Source organism: Nitrospirillum guaranorum (assembly GCF_034653275.1).
Taxonomy (GTDB): Bacteria; Pseudomonadota; Alphaproteobacteria; order Azospirillales; family Azospirillaceae; genus Nitrospirillum.
This window is the reverse complement of record NZ_JAYEES010000003.1, coordinates 638,391-660,031: the sequence shown is the minus strand read 5'-3', so window position 1 is coordinate 660,031 and position 21,641 is coordinate 638,391. Positions and strand designations below refer to the sequence as shown.

Annotated in this window: 14 protein-coding genes and 1 pseudogene; 8 read left to right on the top strand and 7 right to left on the bottom strand. The window is 70.4% G+C overall.

All coding sequences use genetic code 11. The features are described 5' to 3' along the window. Positions 1 to 32: 32 nt before the first annotated feature. The gene (locus tag UAJ10_RS11940; RefSeq protein WP_322915558.1) at positions 33 to 1,076 is read right to left on the bottom strand and encodes an NAD(P)/FAD-dependent oxidoreductase; all 1,044 of its coding nucleotides are present in this window, start codon (positions 1,074 to 1,076) and stop codon (positions 33 to 35) included. Positions 1,077 to 1,301: 225 nt separating this feature from the next. Here UAJ10_RS11940 and tsaE point away from each other — a divergent pair, with 225 nt between their 5' ends. The 6 genes and pseudogenes from tsaE to UAJ10_RS29875 all read left to right on the top strand — a co-directional run bounded on the left by tsaE (position 1,302) and on the right by UAJ10_RS29875 (position 11,035). Continuing rightward, positions 1,302 to 1,796 carry a tRNA (adenosine(37)-N6)-threonylcarbamoyltransferase complex ATPase subunit type 1 TsaE gene (gene tsaE / locus UAJ10_RS11935; protein WP_322915557.1) on the top strand — a complete coding sequence of 165 codons (495 nt, stop codon included), beginning with the start codon at positions 1,302 to 1,304 and terminating at the stop codon, positions 1,794 to 1,796. After that, entirely contained in the window at positions 1,793 to 2,836 is a 1,044-nt protein-coding gene (locus UAJ10_RS11930; protein ID WP_322915556.1) for an aminoglycoside phosphotransferase family protein, read from the top strand. Before tsaE ends, UAJ10_RS11930 begins: the two co-directional genes overlap by 4 nt. 4 nt (positions 2,837 to 2,840) lie before the next feature. After that, a complete protein-coding gene (locus UAJ10_RS11925) occupies positions 2,841 to 3,638 on the top strand; it encodes a nucleotidyltransferase family protein (RefSeq protein WP_322915555.1) in 798 nt (265 codons plus the stop codon). 46 nt (positions 3,639 to 3,684) lie between these two features. Then, complete coding sequence (gene addB / locus UAJ10_RS11920; RefSeq protein ID WP_322915554.1) at positions 3,685 to 6,702, top strand: double-strand break repair protein AddB; 3,018 nt, start codon at positions 3,685 to 3,687, stop codon at positions 6,700 to 6,702. Continuing rightward, a complete protein-coding gene (gene addA / locus UAJ10_RS11915) occupies positions 6,692 to 10,243 on the top strand; it encodes a double-strand break repair helicase AddA (protein ID WP_322915553.1) in 3,552 nt (1,183 codons plus the stop codon). The genes addB and addA overlap by 11 nt, the downstream gene beginning before the upstream one ends. Before the next feature lie 91 nt (positions 10,244 to 10,334). Next, positions 10,335 to 11,035 (top strand): annotated as a pseudogene (locus UAJ10_RS29875) (glutathione S-transferase). Between the two features lie 34 nt (positions 11,036 to 11,069). Here UAJ10_RS29875 and UAJ10_RS11900 read toward each other — a convergent pair. Continuing rightward, positions 11,070 to 12,461: a hypothetical protein gene (locus UAJ10_RS11900; protein WP_322915550.1), complete on the bottom strand. Its 1,392-nt coding sequence runs from the start codon at positions 12,459 to 12,461 to the stop codon at positions 11,070 to 11,072. Next, entirely contained in the window at positions 12,458 to 13,474 is a 1,017-nt protein-coding gene (locus tag UAJ10_RS11895; RefSeq protein WP_322915549.1) for a hypothetical protein, read from the bottom strand. The genes UAJ10_RS11900 and UAJ10_RS11895 overlap by 4 nt, the downstream gene beginning before the upstream one ends. Before the next feature lie 756 nt (positions 13,475 to 14,230). On the opposite strand from UAJ10_RS11895, the gene trxA reads away from it, so the two are divergent. After that, positions 14,231 to 14,557, top strand: coding sequence for a thioredoxin TrxA (trxA, locus tag UAJ10_RS11890; protein WP_088872363.1), 327 nt, complete (start codon positions 14,231 to 14,233; stop codon positions 14,555 to 14,557). A 227-nt stretch (positions 14,558 to 14,784) separates the two neighbouring features. After that, on the top strand, positions 14,785 to 17,121 hold the full coding sequence (locus UAJ10_RS11885; protein WP_322915548.1) for a TonB-dependent receptor: 2,337 nt from the start codon (positions 14,785 to 14,787) through the stop codon (positions 17,119 to 17,121). A gap of 41 nt (positions 17,122 to 17,162) precedes the next feature. Here UAJ10_RS11885 and UAJ10_RS11880 read toward each other — a convergent pair whose 3' ends face one another. The 4 genes from UAJ10_RS11880 to trpB form a co-directional block, all read right to left on the bottom strand. Further along, positions 17,163 to 18,449, bottom strand: coding sequence for a bifunctional folylpolyglutamate synthase/dihydrofolate synthase (locus UAJ10_RS11880; RefSeq protein WP_322915547.1), 1,287 nt, complete (start codon positions 18,447 to 18,449; stop codon positions 17,163 to 17,165). A 30-nt stretch (positions 18,450 to 18,479) separates the two neighbouring features. Beyond that, on the bottom strand, positions 18,480 to 19,397 hold the full coding sequence (gene accD / locus UAJ10_RS11875) for an acetyl-CoA carboxylase, carboxyltransferase subunit beta (RefSeq protein WP_322915546.1): 918 nt from the start codon (positions 19,395 to 19,397) through the stop codon (positions 18,480 to 18,482). Between the two features lie 108 nt (positions 19,398 to 19,505). After that, on the bottom strand, positions 19,506 to 20,342 hold the full coding sequence (gene trpA / locus UAJ10_RS11870) for a tryptophan synthase subunit alpha (protein ID WP_322915545.1): 837 nt from the start codon (positions 20,340 to 20,342) through the stop codon (positions 19,506 to 19,508). After that, positions 20,339 to 21,547, bottom strand: coding sequence for a tryptophan synthase subunit beta (gene trpB, locus UAJ10_RS11865; protein ID WP_145749037.1), 1,209 nt, complete (start codon positions 21,545 to 21,547; stop codon positions 20,339 to 20,341). Before trpB ends, trpA begins: the two co-directional genes overlap by 4 nt. Positions 21,548 to 21,641 lie beyond the last annotated feature (94 nt).

The window sequence follows — 21,641 nt, the reverse complement described above, 5'->3', positions numbered from 1 at the left end:
GAGCGGATGCCCCGCCGGCGATTGAGGCACGCTTAAGCTCCAGGCACGCCGCGGCTGGTGGAGTATTCGAAGTGCAGCGCCTCGCCCGGGTGGACCAGGGGGTGGATGGCGTGCACGGCCATGGCGGCCTCGGCGAAACCGCACAGGATCAGCTTCACCTTGCCCGGATACGTGGCGATGTCGCCGATGGCGTAGACGCCCGGCACGTTGGTGGCCATGGTGGCCGGGTTCACCGCAACGTGGTGGTGTTCCACGTTCAGACCCCAACTGGCGATGGGCCCCAGGTCCATGGCCAAGCCGAAGAAGGCCAACAGGGCGTCGGCGGGCAGGGTTTTCTCCTCCCCCTCCAGCGTCGCGACCTTCACGCCGCTCAGCTGGCCGTTCTCACCCTCAAGGCCGGCCAGCTGGTAGGGCACGACCATGTCGATGACGCCGTCCTTGGCCAGCTGGTCCAGACGGGCGGCGCTTTCCGGTGCCGCGCGGAACTTGGCGCGGCGGTGCACCACCATCACCCGCTCCGCCACCTCGGACAGGGAGATGGCCCAGTCCACGGCGCTGTCGCCGCCACCGGCGATGACCACGCGCTTGCCCGCGAAATCCTGGCGGCGGCGCACCAGGTAGTGCACCGACTTGCCCTCATAGTCGTCGAGGCCATCCAGCGGCGGCTTGTTGGGGCCGAAGGCGCCGCAGCCGGCGGCGACCAGCACGGCGCGACAGTCGATGGTGGTGCCCTTGTCCGTGCCCACCAGCCAGCGGCCGTCCTGACCCGGCGTCAGGGTCGTGACCTGCTGGCCCAGGTGGTAGTTGGGCTTGAAGGGGGCGGCCTGTTCGGCCAGCCGGTCGATCAGGGTGGCCGCCTCCACCTGCGGATAGCCCGGGATGTCGTAGATGGGCTTTTCCGGGTAAAGGGCGGTGCACTGGCCGCCCACCATGTCCAGCGCGTCGACCACGTGGCAGTCCAGCTTCAGCATGCCGCATTCGAAAATGGCGAACAGGCCCACGGGGCCGGCGCCGATGATGCAGACGTCGGTGCGGTGGACGCCGCCGGGGGCGATGGTCTGAAGCTGGCTGGACATGGGTCTGGTTTACTCCTGGCACGGCACGCGGGGACCGGCGGCGAAGGGCGTGTCCAAAGGGGTACGCACGGCCGGTCGGCGGTTCGGGTTGCTTTCATCACGCGAATTGATGCGCTAATCAACTGCCCAGTTTGCGGGGTGCGCCCCGCCGGGACGCTTGCTCCGGTAACCTACGCCGCCGCAGTATCCGCCGACGGCCCGTGCCATCCCACCCTCAGGAGCCCCATGCCCCACGCGCTGACATTGGATCTGGCTGATGAGCGGGCGACGGCCGATCTCGCGGCGCGGGTGGGCCGCCTGCTGGCCCCCGGCGACGTGGTGGCCCTGTCCGGCGATCTGGGGGCGGGCAAGTCCGCCTTCGCCCGCCACCTGATCCGCAGCCTGGGCGATGCCGAGGAAGAGGTGCCCAGCCCCACCTTCACCCTGGTGCAGACCTATGACCTGCCTGGCTTCCCCCTGTGGCATTTCGACCTCTACCGCCTGACGGAACCGGATGAGGTGCTGGAACTGGGGTGGGAGGAGGTTATTCATGAGGGCGTGGCGCTGGTGGAATGGCCGGTGCGCCTGGGCGCGCTGCTGCCGGCCGACCGGCTGGACCTGCACCTTGCCATCACCGGGCCCGACAGCCGGCGCGCCACCCTGACGGGTCACGGCGCCTGGGCCCACCGCCTGGATGCCCCCGATTGGGCCCCCGAGACTGGGAAAGCTTCCGAGCCATGAGACGCGACACCCCGCCCCGTGAGACCGTCATCCGTCGCTTCCTGGACCAGGCCGGCTGGGGTGCGGCCCGGCGCCAGCCCATGGGCGCCGACTGGTCGGCCCGGCGATATGAGCGCCTGACACTGCCGGGAACAGGCGGGGGCGGCGCCACCGCCATCCTGATGGATTGCCGGGACGAGGTAGCCGCCAGCCAGGTGCCGCCCTTCGTCCAGATCGCCGGCCTGCTGCGCGACTGCGCCCTGTCGGCCCCCGTCATCCTGGCCGGCGACGAGCCGCAGGGCCTGCTGCTGATCGAGGATTTCGGCGGCGACGACTACGCCCGCCTGCTGGACGGCGGGGAAGAGCCGTGGCAACCGCTGTACGAGGTGGCGACCGACGTGCTGGTCACCCTGCACCAGCGCTTCGTGCCGGCCTCGGCCCCCGACCTGTCGCGCTATGACGTCGGCCTGTTCCGCGACCAGGTCATGCTGTTCGCCGACGCCTTCGCGCCCGTGGTGCGCGGCCGGGCCCTGCCCGCCGGCGCCTGGGACGCGCTGGCGGAGGCGTGGGAGGGGGTGCTGCCCGCCGCCCTGTCATTGCCGCCCACCCTGCTGCTGCGCGACTATCATCCCGGCAATCTCATGCGCCTGAAGGATCGCGCCGGCGTGGCGGCCTGCGGCCTGCTGGATTTCCAGGACGGCGGCATCGGCCCCCGCGCCTACGACCTGGTGTCGTTGCTGGAGGATGCCCGGCGCGACGTGCCGGAGGACTTGCGCCAGGCCATGACCCTGCGCTACCTGGCAGCCTTCCCCGGCATCGACCAGGGGACCTTCAGGGCGTCCGCCGCCATCCTGGGCGCGGTGCGCCACGCCCGCATCCTGGGGCGGGTGGCGCAACTGATACAGGCCACGGCCAGCGCGCCGCAGCTGTCCTTCCTGCCCCGGGTGTGGGGCCAGTTCACCGGCGCCATCCGCCATCCCGCCTTGTCGCCGATTGCCCATTGGGTGGAACGTCACCTGCCCGCTAACCTTGATGCCGATACCATCGTCCGGAGTTTCTGACGCGATGTCCGCCTCTGTCGCCGCCGTTGCCACCCCCGCCCCCGCCGCTTCCGTCCCCCATACCGCCATGGTGCTGGCCGCCGGCCTGGGCCTGCGCATGCGCCCGCTGACCCTGACGCGGCCCAAGCCGCTGGTGGAGGTTGGCGGCGCCCCCCTGCTGGACCACGCCCTGGACCGGCTGGCCGAAAGCGGGGTGGAGCGCGCGGTGGTGAACACCCATCACCTGGGCGCCATGATCGAAAGCCACCTGGCCGGCCGGTCCAGCCCCGCCATCACCCTGTCACCCGAGGCGGACCTGTTGGAGACGGGCGGCGGCGTGCGCCACGCCCTGCCCCACCTGGGCGCCGACCCCATCTTCGTCGTCAACGCCGACATCCTGTGGCTAGACGGGCCCATCCCGGCGCTGAAGCGGCTGGCCGCCACCTGGGACCCGGCGGTCATGGACGTGCTGCTGCTGATGATGCCCACCGTGGCCGCCGTCGGCTATGAGGGACCGGGCGATTACCACATGGAGGCCGATGGCCGCCTGCGCTATCGCGCCGAGGGGGAACTGGCGCCCTTCGTCTTCGCCGGCGTGCACATCGTGAAGCCCCAGCTGTACCAGGCCATCACCGAGAACCGTTTCTCCAACCTCACGCTCTGGCGGCAGGCGGAGGAGGCGGGACGCCTCTATGGCATGCGCCACGACGGCGTCTGGTTCCATGTCGGCACGCCCGAGGCGGTGGAGGAGGTGAACACCCTGCTGGGCCACCCCATCCTGCACGACGCCAAGCTGAGCCAGCCGCGCAAGGCAGAGCCCTGAGCCCATGACCTGGCCTGCCGCATCGGGGGAGGAGACCGGCGCATCCTTGTTCACCATCGCGCCCGGGCTGCCGTTCGTGGACGCGCTGGCGGCCGGCATCCTGGCGCGGGTGGGCGATGATCCGCTGGCCCTGTCGCGGCTGACCGTCCTGCTGCCCACGGTGCGCGCCGTGCGGTCCTTGCGGGAAGCCTTCCTGCGCCTGTCGGGCGGCAAGCCCATCCTGCTGCCCCGCCTGTCGCCCCTGGGCGACGTGGACACGGACGAGGTGGTGTTCACCCAGGGCGGCACCGAGTTGCCCCAGGCCGTGCCCGCCCTGCGCCGGCAGTTGCTGCTGGCCCGCCTGGTCATGCGCGCCCCCGACCTGGCCGCCACGCCCGCGCAGGCCGTGAGCCTGGCGGGCGAGCTGGCGCGCCTGCTGGACGAGGTGCAGACCGAGGGCTGCGCGTTCGGGGATCTGGCCCGCCTGGTGCCGGACGATTACGCCCAGCACTGGCAGGTGACCCTGCGCTTCCTGGAAATCATCACCCAGCATTGGCCGGCCCTGCTGGAAGACGAGGGTGGCGTGGATCCGGCCAGGGAGCGCGAGCTGCGGCTGAAGGCCCTGGCCGACACCTGGCGCGCCCAGCCGCCGCCCGGTCCCGTCATCGCCGCCGGATCCACCGGCAGCATCCCGGCCACCGCCGACCTGCTGGCGGTGGTGGCCGGGATGCCCCAGGGTGCCGTCGTCCTGCCCGGCCTGGACCTCGATTGCGATGAGGCCACCTGGCGGGATTTGGACGAGGCGCACCCGCAGTACGGCCTGAAGCGCCTGCTGGAACGGCTGGAGATCCGCCGGGGCGCGGTGCGGCCCTGGCCCCTGCCCGACCCGCTGCCCGAGGTTATGGCCCACCGCCGCAGCGCCCCCGCCCGTGCCCGCCTGGTGGCGGAAGCCCTGCGCCCCGCCGGCACGACGGAGGCCTGGCAGGACCTGTCCGCCAGCCCCCTGGCGGTGGAGGCCGACCAGGCCCTGGCCGGCTTGTCCCGCCTGGACGCCGCCACCCCGCAGGAGGAGGCGGGCGCCATCGCCCTGATGATGCGTGAGGTGCTGGAGACGCCGGGCCGCACCGCCGCCCTGGTGACGCCCGACCGCGACCTGGCCCGCCGCGTGGCCCTGGCGCTGAAACGTTGGGACATCGCCGTCAACGACAGCGCCGGCCTGCCACTGACGCAAAGTGCCGTGGGCAGCTATCTGCGCCTGCTGGCCGACTGGGCGGCGGAACCGGCCCCCTTGGCGCTGTTGTCCCTGCTGAAGCACCCCCTGGCGGCGGGTGGGCAGAACCCGTCCTTCTTCCGCGCCCAGGTGCGCGACCTGGAACGGGCGGTGCTGCGCGGCCCCCGGCCGGCCGACGGTTTCGAGGGCCTGCGCCTGGCGCTGGCCCAGGCGGAGCCCCGGCGCTTCGACAGCCATGGCGACCCCGCCCATAACAGTTGGGAGGGCCACCGCGCCCGCCTCGGCACCTTCGTCGACGGGCTGGAGGAGATTCTGCGGCCCTTGCTGGCGGCCATGAGCGGCACGGGGAAGACTTTGGCCGGCTGGCTGGAACTGCACGCCCGCACGGCGGAGGCCCTGGCCGCCAGCGACACGCAACCGGGCGCCGAGCGGCTGTGGCGCCTGGACGACGGCGAGGCCGCCGCCACCTTCGTGGATGATCTGCAGGACGCCGGCCACGATTTCCCCGAGCTGGGCGGACCGGACTATGCCGCCGTCATCAGCGCCCTGATGGTGGGTCGCGCCGTGCGTCCCCGCTATGGCCTGCACCCGCGCCTGTACATCCTGGGCCTGCTGGAGGCGCGGCTGCAGCAGTTCGACGTCATGATCCTGGGCGGCCTGAACGAGGGCACCTGGCCGCCGCAGCCCAAGGCCGACCCCTGGCTGTCCCGCCCCATGCGCCAGCGCTTCGGCCTGCCGACGCCGGAGCGCCACCTGGGCCAGACGGCGCATGACTTCGCCCAGGCCTGCGGCGCCGCCACCGTGGTGCTGACCCGGTCGGAACGGGTGGAGGGCACGCCCACCGTGCCGTCGCGCTGGCTGCTGCGGCTGGACACAGTGCTGAAGGCGCTGGGCCGTCCCAATGGGCGCCCACTGGCGCTGGGCACCGGCATGGACCGCTGGACCGCCTGGGCCGAGGCCATGGACACGCCGGCGGCCGTGCGCCCCTGCCCCCCGCCGGAGCCGCGCCCGCCCGTGGCCGCCCGGCCGCGCCGCCTGTCGGTCACCCAGGTGGAGACCTGGATGCGCGACCCCTATGCCCTGTACGCCCGCCATGTGCTGCGCCTGGAGGCGCTGGACCCGCTGGACGCCGACCCCGGGGCGGCCGACCGCGGCACCATGATCCACGAGGCGCTGGACGACTTCATCAAGGCCAACCCCGGCACCCTGCTGCCCGAGGACGCGCGCGAGCAGCTGCTGCGCTTCGGCCGGCTGGCCTTCGCCCCCTACAGCGGCCAGCCCAGCCTGGAAACCTTCTGGTGGCCGCGGTTCGAGCGCATCGCCGACTGGTTCCTGGCGCTGGAGCGGGAGCGGCGGGCCGGCGGCGTCCAGCCCCTGGCGACCGAGGCCAAGGGCACCCTGACCCTGGAGACGGCGTACAAGCCGTTCGAGATCATCGCCAAGGCCGACCGCATCGACCGCCACCCCGACGGGTCCGTCGCCATCATCGACTACAAGACCGGCACCCCGCCCCGATCCCGGGACGTGGAACTGGGCTTCGCCCCGCAGCTGCCGCTGGAGGCCGCCATCGCCCTGTCCGGCGGCTTCGGCGTGCGGGCGCCGGTGGTGGAGCAGCTGGCCTTCTGGCGCCTGACGGGGGGTGAACCCGCCGGCCAGGTGGTGGCCCTGAAGCTGGACCCCGCCCGCCTGGCGACGGAGGCGGTGGAGGGCCTGCGCCAGCTGATCGACCTGTTCGACCAGGAATCCACCCCCTACCGCTCGCAGCCCCGGCCGGGCATGGCGCCGCGCTATTCCGACTATTTGCACCTGGCGCGCGTGGCGGAATGGTCGGTGGGCGATGGGGGTGAGGCATGAGCGCGGCGCCCCCCCGGATCGCCCGGCCCCCCTGGATCGGCCGATAGACCCCACGGTCAAGCAGCGCCAGGCCTCGGACCCGGAGACGTCCGTCTGGGTGGGGGCGTCGGCGGGCACGGGCAAGACCAAGGTGCTGACCGACCGGGTGGTGCGCCTGATGCTGGCCGGCACCGAGCCCGGCCGCATCCTGTGCCTGACCTTCACCAAGGCGGCGGCGGCGGAAATGGCCAACCGCATTGCAGAACGCCTTGCAAGTTGGGCGGTCATGGCGGATGGCGACCTGACGCAGGCCCTGGCCGACCTGAACGGCCGTCCGCCCAAGCGGGATGAGGTGCTGACCGCCCGCCGCCTGTTCGCCCGCGTGCTGGACACGGCCGGCGGCATGAAGATCCAGACTATCCACGCCTTCTGCCAGTCCTTGCTGCGCCGTTTTCCGCTGGAGGCGCGGCTGCCGCCCAATTTCCAGGTCATGGATGACCGCACGGCGGCGGAAGCCCTGGCCGAGGCGCAGGCGCACATGCTGGCGTCGGCCCAGGACCGGCCGGACACGCCCCTGGGCCGGGCCCTGAAGCGCCTGGCCGGCGCCCTGAACGAGGAAAGCTTCGCCGAGCTGCTGGCCGACCTGGTGGCCCAGCGCGGCCGCATCCGCCGCATCCTGGAGGCGCATGGCGGCCCCGGGGAACGTGGACTGGACGTCACCATCGCCGCCCTGTTCCGCCACCTGGGCGTGGGCCCGGAGGAGACGGAGGCCGGCGTGCTGGCGGCCGGCTGCCGGGACGAGGTGCTGGACGTCACCGGCCTGCGGGCGGCCTGCGCCGCCCTGGCCGAGGGCACGGCCACGGACGTGGAGCGCGGCCTGGGCATCCAGCGGTGGCTGGACCAGATCGACCGCCGCCTGACCGACATCGCGGCCTATCGCCAGCTGTTCCTGACCGCCGACGGCACGGTGCGATCCCGGCTGGCGACCAAGGGCGCCCTGGCCGCCAACCCGCGCACCGCCGACATCCTGGCCCAGGAAGGCCAGCGCCTGCTGGACCTGCAGGAACGCCTGCGGGCCGTGACGGTCGCCCATTCCACCGCCAGCCTGCTGACGTTGGCCGGCAGCATGCTGGAGGGCTATCAGCGCTGGAAGGATAGCCGGGCGCAGCTGGACTTCGATGATTTGATCCTGGCGGCCAGCGCCCTGCTGACCGGCGACGCCCAGGCCTGCGCCTGGGTGCTGTACAAGCTGGACGGCGGCCTGGACCACATCCTGATCGACGAGGCGCAGGACACCAACCCGGAGCAATGGCGGGTGGTGAGCGCCCTGGCGGAGGAATTCTTCGCCGGCGAGGGCCAGTCGCAGGCCCGGCGCACCCTGTTCGTGGTGGGCGACGAGAAGCAGTCCATCTTCAGTTTCCAGGGCGCCGACCCGGCGGAGTTCGCCCGCATGCGCCGCACCTTCCAGGCGCGCGTGCAACAGGCGGAACGCCCCTGGGCCATCGTCGACCTTGAAACCAGCTTCCGCTCCGTCGGCGCTGTGCTGCAGGCGGTGGACACGGTGTTCGCGCAGCCGGAGGCCCGGGACGGCGTCTCGGCCCAGGCCATCCGCCACCGCCCCTTCCGCCAGGGCATGGCGGGGACGGTGGAGCTGTGGCCCCTGGTGCGGCCGGGCGACGGGGCGGACACCCCGGCCTGGTCGCCGCCCCTGCACCATGAGCCGGAGGACAGGCCCCAGGCCCGCCTGGCCACCGTTATCGCCGATCAGATCGCCCACTGGATCAACACGGGCGAAATGCTGGAGGCGCGCGGCCGGCCCCTGACCGCCGGCGACATCCTGGTGCTGGTCCGCCGCCGCAACGCCTTCGTCCAGCAGCTGGTGCGCGCGCTGAAGGAACGGCGCGTGCCGGTGGCGGGCGTGGACCGCATGGTGCTGACCGAGCAGTTGGCTGTCATGGACCTGATGGCCGTGGGCCAGTTCCTGCTGATGCCGGAAGACGATTTGACCCTGGCCACCGTGCTGAAAAGCCCCTTCATCGGCCTGGATGAGGAGGCGCTGTTCACCCTGGCGCATGGGCGTGGCGGCCGCCTGTGGCCGGCCCTGGTGAAACGGGCGGAGACGGACCCCCGCTTCCAGCCCGCCTACGCCTGGCTGCGCCGCCTGCTGGGCGAGGTGGACTACACCGCGCCTTATGAGCTGTTCGCGGGCCTGCTGACCCGCCCTTGCCCGGCCGATCCGGTCAGCGGCCGGCGCGCCCTGCTGGGACGCCTGGGGGCGGAAGCCATCGACCCGGTGGACGAGTTCCTGAGCCTGTGCCTGGGGTTCGACCGCGCCCATCCGCCGTCCCTGCAAACCTTCCTGCACTGGCTGGCCGCCGGAAAGACGGAGGTGAAGCGCGAGCTGGACACCGGCGCCAAGGATCGCGGGCCGGAGGGCGGGCAGGTGCGCATCATGACCGTGCACGGCTCCAAGGGCCTGCAGGCGCCGGTGGTCATCCTGCCCGACACCACGAGCAAGCCCGTGGACAAGCTCCGTGTCCTCTGGCCGTTTGCGGGGGATGATACCGGCGACCTGCCCGGCGTGCCCCTCTTCGCCCCCCGGCGGGAGCAGGAGGATGTGAAAGCCCGTGCTGTTCGTGCTGCCGCGGCGCGGCGCCGCGAGCAGGAATACCGCCGCCTGCTGTACGTGGCCCTGACCCGGGCGGAGGACCGGCTGCATATCTGCGGCTATGAGGGCAAGACGGCCACCAGCGACGACACCTGGTTCCGGTTGACGGAACGGGCATTGGCCGCCGTGGCACCCAGCCGGGCCTTCGACCTGACCGCCGTGTCGCGCCAGGGCTGGGCCGGCGACGGCCGTGTGCTGTCGGAACCGCAGACCCGGCCCCCGCCCGCCCAGCGCGCCGAGCGCGAAGGGGCCGAGGCGGTTCCGCCGCCTCCCGCCTGGCTGCTGGCCCCGCCGGCGGCCGAGCCCGCGCCGTCGCGCCCCCTGGCGCCCTCACGCCCGGATGGGGAGGAGCCGGCGGTGCGGTCACCCCTGGGCGAGGGCGAGGCGAAAGAGGCCCGCCGCTTCAAGCGCGGCACCCTGATCCACAAGCTGTTGCAACTGCTGCCGGAAATGCCGGTGGCGGCCCGGGCCGGGGCCGCCCGCCGCTGGCTGGACCGTCCGGCCCATGGCCTGGACGAGGCCGCGCGGGAGGAGATCTGGGCGGAAACCCTGCGCGTGCTGGAGCATCCGGAATTCGCCGACCTGTTCGGCCCCGACAGCCGGTCGGAAGTGCCCCTGGTGGGCACGGTGGGCACGCGCCCCCTGGCGGCGCAGATCGACCGGCTGGTGGTGACGGCGACCGAGGTCAAGATCGTCGACTTCAAGACCAACCGCCCGCCGCCCCGCACGGCGGAGGAGATTCCCGGCCTGTACGTTTCGCAGATGGCCGCCTACCGGGACGCCCTGAGGCGCATCTATCCGGACCTGGCCATCTGCTGCCTGCTGCTGTGGACCGACGGTCCCTTCATCACCGAGGTCGACCCCGCCCGCATGGACGCGGTCGTTTTGGGCTGAACCTTATCGCGCGCCGGGTGTTACCCAAGAGGGGGCTAATCGGGGGGATGATTGGGTGGTGGGCCCACCAGCCTAACGGAGGACCCTGACGATGTCCGACTATACCCTGTACTACTGGCCTGTCCCCTTTCGGGGGGAGTTCATCCGCGCCATCCTCGCCCATGCCGGCAAGGCCTGGGACGAACCCGAGGTAAGCACCCTGGTTGAGGTGATGGAGCAAGCCCCGGGCGAGCAGCCTGCGCCCTTCATGGGCCCGCCCGTGCTGGTGGACCCGACGGCGGATTTCACCGTGTCGCAGATGCCGGCCATCGCCCTGTATCTGGGCGACACCCTGGGCCTGTTGCCATTTTCGCCGCAGGGCCGGGCCATGACCCTGAAGATCGTGGCCGATGCCAACGACGTGATCGATGAGATCACCCTGAACGGCGGGCGGGAGATGTGGACTCCCGCGACGTGGGGGACTTCGTCCCCCGGCTGCGGCGCTGGATGTCCATTTTCGAAGCCTCCGGCCAGCGCCACGGCCTGCGGCGCGACCATGGCCTGATGCTGGGCGGGGACACCGTCGGCGTGGCCGACATCGTCACCGCCACCCTGTGGTCCACTCTGCGCCGCGTCTTCCCCGGCATCGGCACGATGCTGGATGAGACGGCCCCGGGCATCGCGGCCCTGAGCCGCCGGGTCTGGCGGACGCCGGCCCTGGCCGCTTGGGACAGGGAATCGGTCAGGCGCTACGGCGACAGCTATTGCGGTGGCCAGATCGAGAAATCGCTGAAACGGGCGGTCAACGGTTGAGACGGCCCGCCGCCCCGTGGCAGGTCGACGGGCGTCAGGTCAACCGGCGGTTCCACTCGCGGTACATCCGCTCCGCCTCGTCGGAGCCGGCGAGGATTTCCACCAGGCGCAGGTTGTTGAACATCTGGCGGCGGACCTCGGGGTCGCCCCGGGCCCCGGGGGCCGCCATCATCCGGTCGGCTTGGCGGTCGATCTCCCGCCGGATCTCGGTGATCTTGGCGGTCACCTCGCGCTGGATGCCCAGGTGCCCCGCCAGCTTGGCGGAGCGCTTGAGCGCCAGCACCGTGGCCTCGGCCTTCTTCATCTCGTCCGGCGGGGTGGACACGCCACCGGCGGAATACATCAGGCTGGCCAGGGTCTTTTCCACGTCGCCCAGCACGGTGGTCAGCACGAATTCGCCGATCTCGCTGCGGGCGGCGGCCACGCGGTCGACGATCTTCTTGTCGCGCAGGATGGCGACACTGTCGTTGACCGAGGTGAGGCCATCGGTCAGCCGCTCCGCCACCGCGGCCAGGGAGCCCAGCTGCTGCACCGGATCCCTGGGAGGCGGTGGCGTGCCTGGGGCGGCGCCGGCGGCCGGCGCCGGCGGCTTGGCCATGGTGCCGGTCTGGCGCAGCAGGTTGCCCACGACCACGCCCGACAGGTCGCGGGTGAGGGCGTCCCGCTGCGCCTGGCTGTTGCCGGTCACGCGCATGTCGGTCAGCATCTTCAGGATCACGCCGGGGCGCAGCATGCGGGCGGTCAGCACCAGCAGCACCGGGGCGGAGGCCTGCGGGCTTTCCGCCCCGCCCAGCTGCGCCATGACGCTCTTGATGGCCTCGACATGGCTTTCCGCCAGGTCGCCGATGGGGCGTTCCGGCAGGCGCTGCTTCAAATCCTCGATGACGCCGCCCAGCAGCAGCACGTCGCGCAGCGTCTGGATCTGCCGCAGCACGTCGTCGTCACGGCCGAAATTATCGACCATGAAGCGCAGGTTGTTTTCCGCCTCGTCGGCGATGGCGGCCAGCGCCTGGGCGCCGGCTTCCCACAGGGGGGCCGCCACGCGGGCCATGACGCGCGGATCGCGCGGGTCGGCCTTCAGGATGCCCTGGGCGACGCCATCCACCATGCCGCCGTCCAACCGCGCCCGCACCAGCTTCCACGCGGTGGGCAGCGTGCCGCGCGACACGCGCTGCAGCCGGCGGGTGTAGACGCCGGGGTCGTCGAACAGATCCTCCGCCGGGCGGAAGAATAGGCGCGAGACGGTGGGCCGGCGGGGCGGGCGCAGCTGGGTCAGGCGCGGGCGCATGGCGTCGAACGCGCCGGTGATGCCGGGCTTTTCCCCCAGCTGTTCCAGCAGCGCGTAGATCTGCAGGAACTTGGCGTCGCTGAGCCGGGTGGCGTCGCGCGCTAGGGTTTGCCACTGGGCGATGGCGGGATCGGTCATGACAGCGTCGCCTTCAAGGCTTCGATCCGCATCACCGCCGTCATGTCGAGGGCGCCGGTGCGCCAGTCCTCCCCCATGCGCAGCCAGCGCGTCTGTATCTTCCCCAGCACTTCAAGGTCATAGGCTGACGGCTCCTTGCCGCCTTCGCCGACCGGGATCAGGGGGGCCAGGCGGAACAGCTCACCCATGGTGGATTGCTGCGTCTCCAGCGGGCTGTCTGACACGCTGTCCCACAGCCGGATGAGGAAGGGCCAGCCGTCCATGAGCCAGCCCAGCCGCGTCACATCCTCCGCCACCGCGGCGCGCAGGCCGCGGAAATCACCGGCGATGGCGCCCAGGTCGCGGCAGCGGGCATCCAGCCGCGCCAGCCGGTCGCGCGCCATGTCCAGCGCCGCCTTGGCCGTCTCGGCCACGAAATCGGCCAGCTGCGAGACTTCAGAGAAATCGGTGGCGCCCCAGCGCTGCAGGCTGGCGCGGGTGCGTTCCAATTCGCCCACCGTCATGCGCAGGCGGCCCAGCTGCTGGCACTGCGGCAGGCCCACGGGGGCGATCAGCGTGGCCAGGGTCTCCACCCGCGACACCATCTCCTCGGCGGGCAGGTTGGCCCGCTGGCCCAGCTGCCCCAGGGCGGCGCGCATCAGGCGCCGGCTTTCCGAGCCGGTCATGCCGGTGGCCAGCAGCTCGCCCGGGTCCATGCGCGCCAGCTTCAGCAACTCGATGACCAGGGTGAACTGGGTCAGCGCCTGATAGCCCACATCCAGCGCCAGGGTCTTTTCCGCCGCCAGCGAGGCGTCGCCGCCCGCGACACCCGTCGCCTGCACGGCCAATACCGCCTGCCGCACGGTGTCGGGCGAATATTGCTTCAGCTCCAGCAGGGCGTCGTACAGCAGCCTGTCATGCAGGGTGACGGTCATGACCGCCGGCAGGGAGCGCCAGGGCATGATGTACATGCCCTTGCCACCGTTGAAGCTGGGCAGCAGGAATTCCGGTTCGCCCTGGCGGGTGGGCCGCATGCGGGCCTGACTCAGCATCGGGGTGGTGAAGGGAATGGAAATTCCCCGCTCACCAAACGTACCCGGCGAAATATCCAGACTTTTCGCTTGGCTCATCCCAGAAACCGCCGCCCCCCGCTGTCCCTCGGGCCCCGCCCGCCCCCCATTTTGGGGAAGCGAACCCAGCCTCTCCTATCCAAAGGAAATATGCCAGACAAATGATTAATTGTGACGGGACGTGATGAAACCCAATTCCACCCAGTCTGGTCACCGACCGACCTTGGACAATACTGTAAGCAAATCCCGGGCCACCGCTAGCGTGCCTGTAAGCCTGCACACGCCGGGAATTTTACCGGGTGCCGCTAAGGAAAGAAGCTTACAGATACCGTGTTAAAATATTTCAAACGACTCGGCAAAGAGGGCGGGCAAGGGTGATTTGGTAAAGCGGCCAGGGTTAAACGTCCCTGTCTTCATGGGCGGCCCGCCGCCCTCGGCACCCTGTCGCCGGCGGCCCTGGGCACCATGACGGTGCGGCCGCATCGTCTTGCACTGGACATTTCCCGCGTTTCAGAGCCTGACAGGGAAAGTTTTGCCGCTTTTCAAGAGGGCCCCGCCACCGCCCTGCCCCCCATCCGGGCCCGCCTTGACCATACCCGCCCAGGGCCCCTACATTTACCGGTGAAACTGGGCGCGGAATCCCCGCGCACCTACCCGCACTAGGTAGGGCCACCATAGGAACCCCCAAGCCCTGGGGCCCTAGCAGCCAAGGATAGCGTTATGAGCGAGAATACGGTGAAGGTGACGGACAGCAGCTTCGAGACCGATGTGCTGAAGGCCGGCGGCCCGGTGCTGGTCGACTTCTGGGCCACCTGGTGCGGCCCCTGCAAGATGATCGCCCCGTCCCTGGAGTCCATCGCCGAAGAGCTGAACGGCCAGCTGACGGTGGCCAAGCTGGACATCGACGACAACCCCAACGTCCCGGGCAAGTACGGCGTGCGCGGCGTGCCGACCCTGATGCTGTTCAAGGACGGCGAAGTGGTCGCCACCAAGGTCGGCGCCCTGCCCAAGCAGGCCCTGACCGACTGGGTCAAGTCCAACCTGTGATCTGAACCGGCCCACCGGGGCCGGGATGTGGCGGGTAGAGAGAGGCGGGCGTCCCCGGGGCGCCCGCCTTCTTCTTTGCGCGCATCACGGGACCAGCAACATGGGCACCCGCGGTGGGGGACCGCCTTCCGGCAGCCGCCCCAGCCAGCACCTAAAAATCTTGTTAATAATGATATTGATTCTTAGTTTCATAGCATTTACGGTCCCGACAAAAGACGGGGACGAAAATGCGAGCGAAAACAAACTATTCCTTCCTGCTGTTGGCCATGACCGCGTTGTCCTGGCCGCCCCTGGCGCCGGCGCTGGCCGCCGATGCCCCGCCCGCCGCGTCCGGGGACGCCATGGGCGACACCCCGGCGGGGGGCGAGGCGCTGGACGACATCATCATCACGGGTGAGAAGGCCAACCGCACGCTGAAGGAGACGACGACCAGCGTGGCCGTCACCACGCCGGCGCGCATCGCCCAGGAAAACATCCAGACCATCCAGGACATCTACGACCGCACGGCCAACGTCGCGCAGACCTATGGCGCCGCCGGCTTCACCATCCGCGGCATCGGCAACACTGGCGTGTCCAACGCCGGCAACGCCGACGCCGCCACCGTCTACATCGACGGGGCGCCCATTCCCGGCGCCGCCCTGTTCGGGGGGCCGACGGACATGTGGGACGTGGCGCAGGTGGAAATCCTGCGCGGCCCCCAGTCCACCATCCAGGGGCTGAACGCCATGGCCGGCGCCGTGGTCATCACCACGCGCGATCCCGCCACCGATCATTGGGCCGGCGACGCCCGCGTGCAATGGACCGACCAGCAGGAGCGCACCTTCTCCGCCGCCGCCGGCGGCCCACTGGTGGCGGATGAGCTGGGCCTGCGGGTGGCGGCGGAGCGGCGCGTCAACGACGGCATCATCGAGAACAAGGTGCTGGGCGACCGCGATGACGCCCTGCGCAGCCTGAACCTGCGCGGCAAGCTGAAATGGACGCCCAAGGCCCTGCCCGACCTGACGGCGGTGCTGAGCTATGACCGCACGCGGCGCGATGGCGGCTATCTCTACCAATATGTCCGCACCGACGTGCCGGACTATTACGACCACCGCACCTCGTTCTCCAACCGGCCCAACATCGGCAAGGTCGATACCGACATCGCCACCCTGAACCTGTCCTACAAGCTGAGCGACACGCTGACCCTGACCAACGTCGCCTCGTGGAACCGGCTGCGCCAGGATGCCAGCCAGGACAGCGATGGCACGCCGGCGGACATCGAGGTGGTCGACAACAAGACCAAGGCCACCACCTACACCGAGGAACTGCGCCTGAACTACCAGGGCGACCGGTTCAGCGGCCTGCTGGGCGGCTGGTACTACAACCGCGACCTGGCCATCGACGCCGACAGCCACGTCACCGTCACCACGCCGCTGACGACCATCACCAACCTGTTGCGCAGCGGCGGCTTCCCCGCCGCCACGGCCAGCGCCATCAGCGCCGCCTATGGCAAGGTTCTGCCTGTGATCCCGGTGTCCTACCAGGCCCACCAGCCGCAGCAGGTGGAAACGGCGGCCCTGTTCGGCGACGGTCGCTATCGCCTGACCGACCGGCTGTCGCTGCTGGCCGGCTTCCGCTACGACCATGAGCAGAACCGCTATGGCGCCGGCACCGCCACGCAGTTCACCGGCACCTATCCCGACCCCGCCGCCTTCGGCGCCGCGGGCACGCCGCTGAACCTGGCGGTGCAGACCATCAACCGGGGGGTGGCCGGCATCGTGGCCCAGGCGGCCTCGGCCACCGCGTCGAACCAGCGCACCTTCGACGCCTTCCTGCCCAAGGCGGGCGTTTCCATGGATTGGACGCCGGACCTGGTGACGGCCTTCACGGTGCAGCGCGGGTATCGTTCCGGCGGATCCAGCCAGAACGCCGCGCACGCCGCCCTGGTGCCCTATGATCCGGAGTACAGCTGGAACTATGAGGGCTCCGTCCGCTCCACCTGGCTGGACGGGTCGCTGGCCGTGAACGCCAACGCCTTCTACACGGATTGGAGCGACCAGCAGGTCACCGCCCGCTTCAGTGACAACGTCTACGACTACAACACCGTCAACGCCGGCAAATCCCACCTCTACGGCGTTGAGCTGGAAACCACGCATAAGATCAGCCCGGTGGTGGACTGGTACGCCTCCGTCGGCTATCTGCGCACCAAGTTCGATGAGCTGAGCATCCCCAACGGCGGCAGCGCCACCGTGGACCTGACGGGGTCGCAGTTCCCCTATGCCCCCCAGTGGACGGTGGCGGGTGGGGTGAACCTGCATTTCGGCGATGGCTTCGTCGCCAACCTAAACGCCAATTGGCGCGACGCCGTGTTCACCGCGATCGGCACCACGCAGGGCCAGTACCGCGTGGGCGCCCGCACCATCGTCAACAGCCGCGTGGGCTATGAGACGGGCCTGTGGGGGGCCTACCTGTTCGTGAGCAACCTCACGGATGAGCATTACGCCCAGTACGTCCTGACCTCCCAGAACCGCGCCATCCTGGGCGCGCCGCGCACCATCGGCGGCACGCTGGATGTGCATTGGTGAGGGCGGGGCCCCCCGTCAGCTCCCCATCAGCCCACCTTTTTTCAGCCGTTGTCGGCCAGGATGGAACCCGCGAGGTAAAGCGACCCGCAGATCAGGGTGCGCGGGGCCGCCCCCCGGGCCGCCAGCCCGGCGACGGCCTCGGCGGCACTGCCGGCCTCGGTCACGTCGGCGATGCCGACCGCGCGGGCGGCGGCGGCGATGTCGGCGGCGGGGCGGGTCGCGTCCTCGCCCGGGATGGATATCGCCACCAGTCGGCGGACGTGGGGGGCGATGGGCCGCAGGAAGTCCGCCGGCACCTTGCTGGTGATCATGCCCACCACCAGGTCCAGCACCTCACCGGTGCCGGTCCAGCGTTCAGCCTGGGCGCCCAGCACCTCACCCGCCGAGTCGTTGTGACCGCCGTCCAGCCACAGCTGGCTGCCGGGCAGCAACTGGGCCAGGGGCCCCCGCGTCAGGCGCTGCAGGCGGCCAGGCCATTCCACGGTCGCCAGGCCCGTGACGATGTCGGCGTCCTGCACCGTCAGGGGCAGGTGCTGCAAGGCGGCGATGGCGGTGCCGGCGTTGCCGATCTGGTGGGCGCCCAGCAGGCCCGGCATGGGCAGGTCCAGCGTCCGGCCGTAGCCTTCGAAGCGAAAACCGACGGTGGTGGGCAGGGCCGACCAGTCCGCCCCGGCGACGGCCAGCGGCGCGCCCAGCGCGGCGGCGCGGTCACGGAAGACGGCCAGGGGCACGTCCGGCGCCTGCGGGCCCACCACGGCGGGGCAGCCGGCCTTGAAGATGCCGGCCTTCTCGCCCGCGATGGCGTCCAGCGTGTCGCCCAGGAACTGGGTGTGGTCGAAGGAGATGCGGGTGACGACGGTGGCCGCCGGCCGGTCCACCACGTTGGTGGCGTCCAGCCGCCCGCCCAGGCCCGTCTCCAGCAGCAGCACGTCGGCCGGCACCTCGGAATAGGCCAGGAAGGCGGCGCAGGTAATGATTTCGAAGATGGTGATGGGGTCGCCCTGGTTGGCGGCCTCGCACCGTTCCAGCAGGGTCACCAGGGCGGCGTCATCCACCAGGCGGCCGGCCAGGCGCACCCGCTCGTTGAAGCGGACCAGGTGGGGACTGGTGTAGACGTGCACCCGGTGGCCCGCCGCCTCCAGCATGGCGCGCAGGAAGGCGATGGTGCTGCCCTTGCCGTTGGTGCCGGCGACGTGGACGACGGGGGGCAAGTGATCCTGCGGCCGGCCCAGCCGGTCCAGCAGGCGCGTCACCCGATCCAGCGACAGGTCGATGACCTTGGGATGCAGCTGGCCCAGCCGGGCCAGCACCTGGTCCAGATCCGACACGGGATGCCCCCCTCCGTTCAAACCCTGGCTTTAGCGGCCGTTCACCGGCACTGGGCGCGGGCGCGACGGCTCGGTGGGGATGCGCACCACGTCGGCGCTGGGGCCGGGGCTGCGCAGCAGATCGATCAGGCGGGACAGCATGCCCTTCATCTCGCGCCGGTGCACCACCATGTCCACCATGCCGTGTTCCAGCAGGTATTCCGACCGCTGGAAGCCTTCCGGCAGGGTCTCGCGGATGGTGCTTTCGATGACGCGGGCGCCGGCGAAGCCGATCTGCGCGCCCGGCTCGGCGATGTGGATGTCGCCCAGCATGGCGAAGCTGGCCGTGACACCGCCGGTGGTCGGGTCGGTCAGGATGACCAGGTAGGGCAGGCCCGCCTCCTTCACCATCTCGGCGGCGATGATGGTGCGCGGCATCTGCATCAGCGACAGGATGCCTTCCTGCATGCGGGCGCCACCGGAGGCCGGGACCACGATCAGCGGCGCCTGCTGCAGCACGGCCAGCTTGGCCGCGGCCAGCAGGCCCTCGCCCACCGCCATGCCCATGGAACCGCCCATGAAGGTGAAGTCGAAGGCGGCGACCACGGCCGGGCGTCCGTCGATGCGGCCATGGGCCACGACGATGGCGTCGGGACGGCCGGTCTTGGACTGCGCGTCCTTCAGGCGGTCGGTATAGCGCTTCTGGTCACGGAACTTCAGCGGGTCCACCACCGGCTTGGGCAGCTCGATGGTCTGGAAACCGGCGTCCAGCGTCATCTTCAGGCGCTGCATGGGATCCAGGCGCATGTGGAAACCGCAGTGCTGGCAGACGTGCAGGTTCTCTTCCAGGTCGCGGTGGAAGATCATCGCGCCGCAGGACGGGCACTTGTGCCAGAGGTTGTCCGGCACCTCTTTCTTGGACACCAGGGCCTGAAGCTTGGGGCGGACGAAATTAGTGAGCCAGTTCATGTGCTTAACCTTAAAGACATTCGCCTGGCCGGGGCCGGCGCTGACAAACACCAGCGGGGGCGGCGCCTGATGGCGCGCCCCCGGACAGGTGAAAGCCGATCTTGTAGCCTATTTCCGCGCGCCGCGCACCCCGGCCGCCAACTCGGCCACGAAACCGAGCACGTCGGGCACCAGGCCGGGCTTGGCCTTGCCCTCGGCGTCCAGGTTGGCCTCCAGCCGGCGGACGATGGCGCTGCCCACCACGGCGGCATCCGCCACCCGGGCCACGTCGGCCACCCCCTCCGGCGTGGTGATGCCGAACCCCACCGCCACGGGCAGGTCGGTCCCCGTCCGCAGGTGGGCCACGGCGGCGGCGATGGCGTCGCTGGTGGCCGAGCCGGCGCCGGTGATGCCAGCGATGGAGACGTAGTAGATGAAGCCCGAGGTGTTGGCCAACACGGCCGGCAGGCGGGCCTTGTCCGTCGTCGGCGTCGCCAGGCGGATGAAGTTGACGCCTGCGGCCTGGGCCGGCAGGCACAGCTCCTCATCCTCTTCCGGCGGCAGGTCGACGACGATCAGGCCGTCCACCCCAGCCGCCTTGGCGTCGGCCAAGAAGCGGTCCACGCCATAGGCGTAGACAGGGTTGTAATAGCCCATGAGGATGATGGGCGTGTCGGCGTCGCCCTCGCGGAAGGCCTTCACCAGATCCAGCGTGCGCGTCATGCGGGCGCCGGCGGCCAGCGCCCGCAGGGTGGAGGCCTGGATGGCCGGGCCGTCCGCCATGGGATCGGTGAAGGGCATGCCCAGCTCGATCAGGTCGGCGCCAGCGCCCGGCAGGCCCTTCAGCAGGTCCAGGCAGGTATCGTGATCGGGATCGCCGGCGGTGATGAAGGCGACCAGGCCGGCACGGCCCTCCGCCTTCAGCGCGGCGAAGCGGCGATCAATACGGGAAGATGCGGTGCTCACAGGCTGACCCCCAGTTCGCGGGCGACGGTGAAGATGTCCTTGTCGCCCCGGCCGCTGAGGTTCACGACCATCAGGTGATCCTTGGGCAGGGTCGGCGCGCGGCGGATGACCTCGGCCAGCGCGTGGGAGGATTCCAGCGCCGGGATGATGCCTTCCACCTTCGACAGGCGCTGGAAGGCGTCCAGCGCCTCCTTGTCGGTGGCGCTGACATAGGTGACGCGGCCGACGTCGTGCAGCCAGGAATGCTCCGGCCCGATGCCGGGATAGTCCAGGCCGGCGGAGATGGAGTGGCCTTCCAGGATCTGCCCATCCCCGTCCTGCAGCAGATAGGTGCGGTTGCCGTGCAGCACGCCGGGCCGCCCGCCGGTGAGCGAGGCGGCGTGCGCCCCCGTCTCGATGCCATGGCCGGCGGCCTCGACCGCCACCATGGCCACCTCGGCATCGTCCAGGAAGGGATGGAACAGGCCCAGGGCGTTGGACCCGCCGCCGATGCAGGCGACCAGCGTGTCGGGCAGGCGGCCTTCCATGGCCACCATCTGCTCGCGCACCTCATGGCCGATGATGGACTGGAAGTCGCGCACCAGGGCGGGATAGGGGTGCGGGCCGGCGGTGGTGCCGATGATGTAGAAGGTGTCGCCGACGTTGGTGACCCAATCGCGCAGCGCCTCGTTCATCGCGTCCTTCAGCGTGCGCGAGCCGGAGGTGACGGGCTTCACCTCCGCCCCCAGCAGCTTCATGCGGAAGACGTTGGGTTGCTGGCGGGCGATGTCGACCTCGCCCATGTAGATGGTGCAGGGCAGGCCGAACAGGGCGCAGACGGTGGCGGTGGCCACGCCGTGCTGGCCGGCGCCGGTCTCGGCGATGATGCGGGTCTTGCCCATGCGCTTGGCCAGCAGGATCTGGCCGATGCAGTTGTTGATCTTGTGCGCGCCGGTGTGGTTCAGCTCCTCGCGCTTCAGATAAATCTTGGCGCCGCCCAGCTCATTGGTCAGCCGCTCGGCGAAGTACAGCTTGCTGGGGCGGCCGACATACTGGTTCAGGTAATAGCCCATCTCGGCCTTGAAGGCCGGGTCGTCCTTGGCGGCGGTGTACGCCTTTTCCAGGTCGAGGATCAGGGGCATCAGGGTTTCGGCGACGAAGCGCCCCCCGTAGATACCGAAATGGCCGTGCTCGTCTGGACCGGCGCGGTAGGTGTTCAAGCTCATGGGGCGGCGCTCTCATGTCGGCTGGGCCTGTCCCGGTTGGACCCCCAATACGAACTCTAGGGGACGGGTAGGCCGCCGACGATACCGGCCCTGA

Excerpts from the sequence above, each read along its gene's own strand:
- UAJ10_RS11940 (WP_322915558.1), bottom strand. The coding sequence starts at position 1,076 with ATGTCCAGCCAGCTTCAGACCATCGCCCCCGGCGGCGTCCACCGCACC.
- tsaE (WP_322915557.1), top strand. The coding sequence starts at position 1,302 with ATGCCCCACGCGCTGACATTGGATCTGGCTGATGAGCGGGCGACGGCC.
- UAJ10_RS11930 (WP_322915556.1), top strand. The coding sequence starts at position 1,793 with ATGAGACGCGACACCCCGCCCCGTGAGACCGTCATCCGTCGCTTCCTG.
- UAJ10_RS11925 (WP_322915555.1), top strand. The coding sequence starts at position 2,841 with ATGTCCGCCTCTGTCGCCGCCGTTGCCACCCCCGCCCCCGCCGCTTCC.
- UAJ10_RS11900 (WP_322915550.1), bottom strand. The coding sequence starts at position 12,461 with ATGACCGATCCCGCCATCGCCCAGTGGCAAACCCTAGCGCGCGACGCC.
- UAJ10_RS11895 (WP_322915549.1), bottom strand. The coding sequence starts at position 13,474 with ATGCGGCCCACCCGCCAGGGCGAACCGGAATTCCTGCTGCCCAGCTTC.
- trxA (WP_088872363.1), top strand. The coding sequence starts at position 14,231 with ATGAGCGAGAATACGGTGAAGGTGACGGACAGCAGCTTCGAGACCGAT.
- UAJ10_RS11885 (WP_322915548.1), top strand. The coding sequence starts at position 14,785 with ATGCGAGCGAAAACAAACTATTCCTTCCTGCTGTTGGCCATGACCGCG.
- accD (WP_322915546.1), bottom strand. The coding sequence starts at position 19,397 with ATGAACTGGCTCACTAATTTCGTCCGCCCCAAGCTTCAGGCCCTGGTG.
- trpB (WP_145749037.1), bottom strand. The coding sequence starts at position 21,547 with ATGAGCTTGAACACCTACCGCGCCGGTCCAGACGAGCACGGCCATTTC.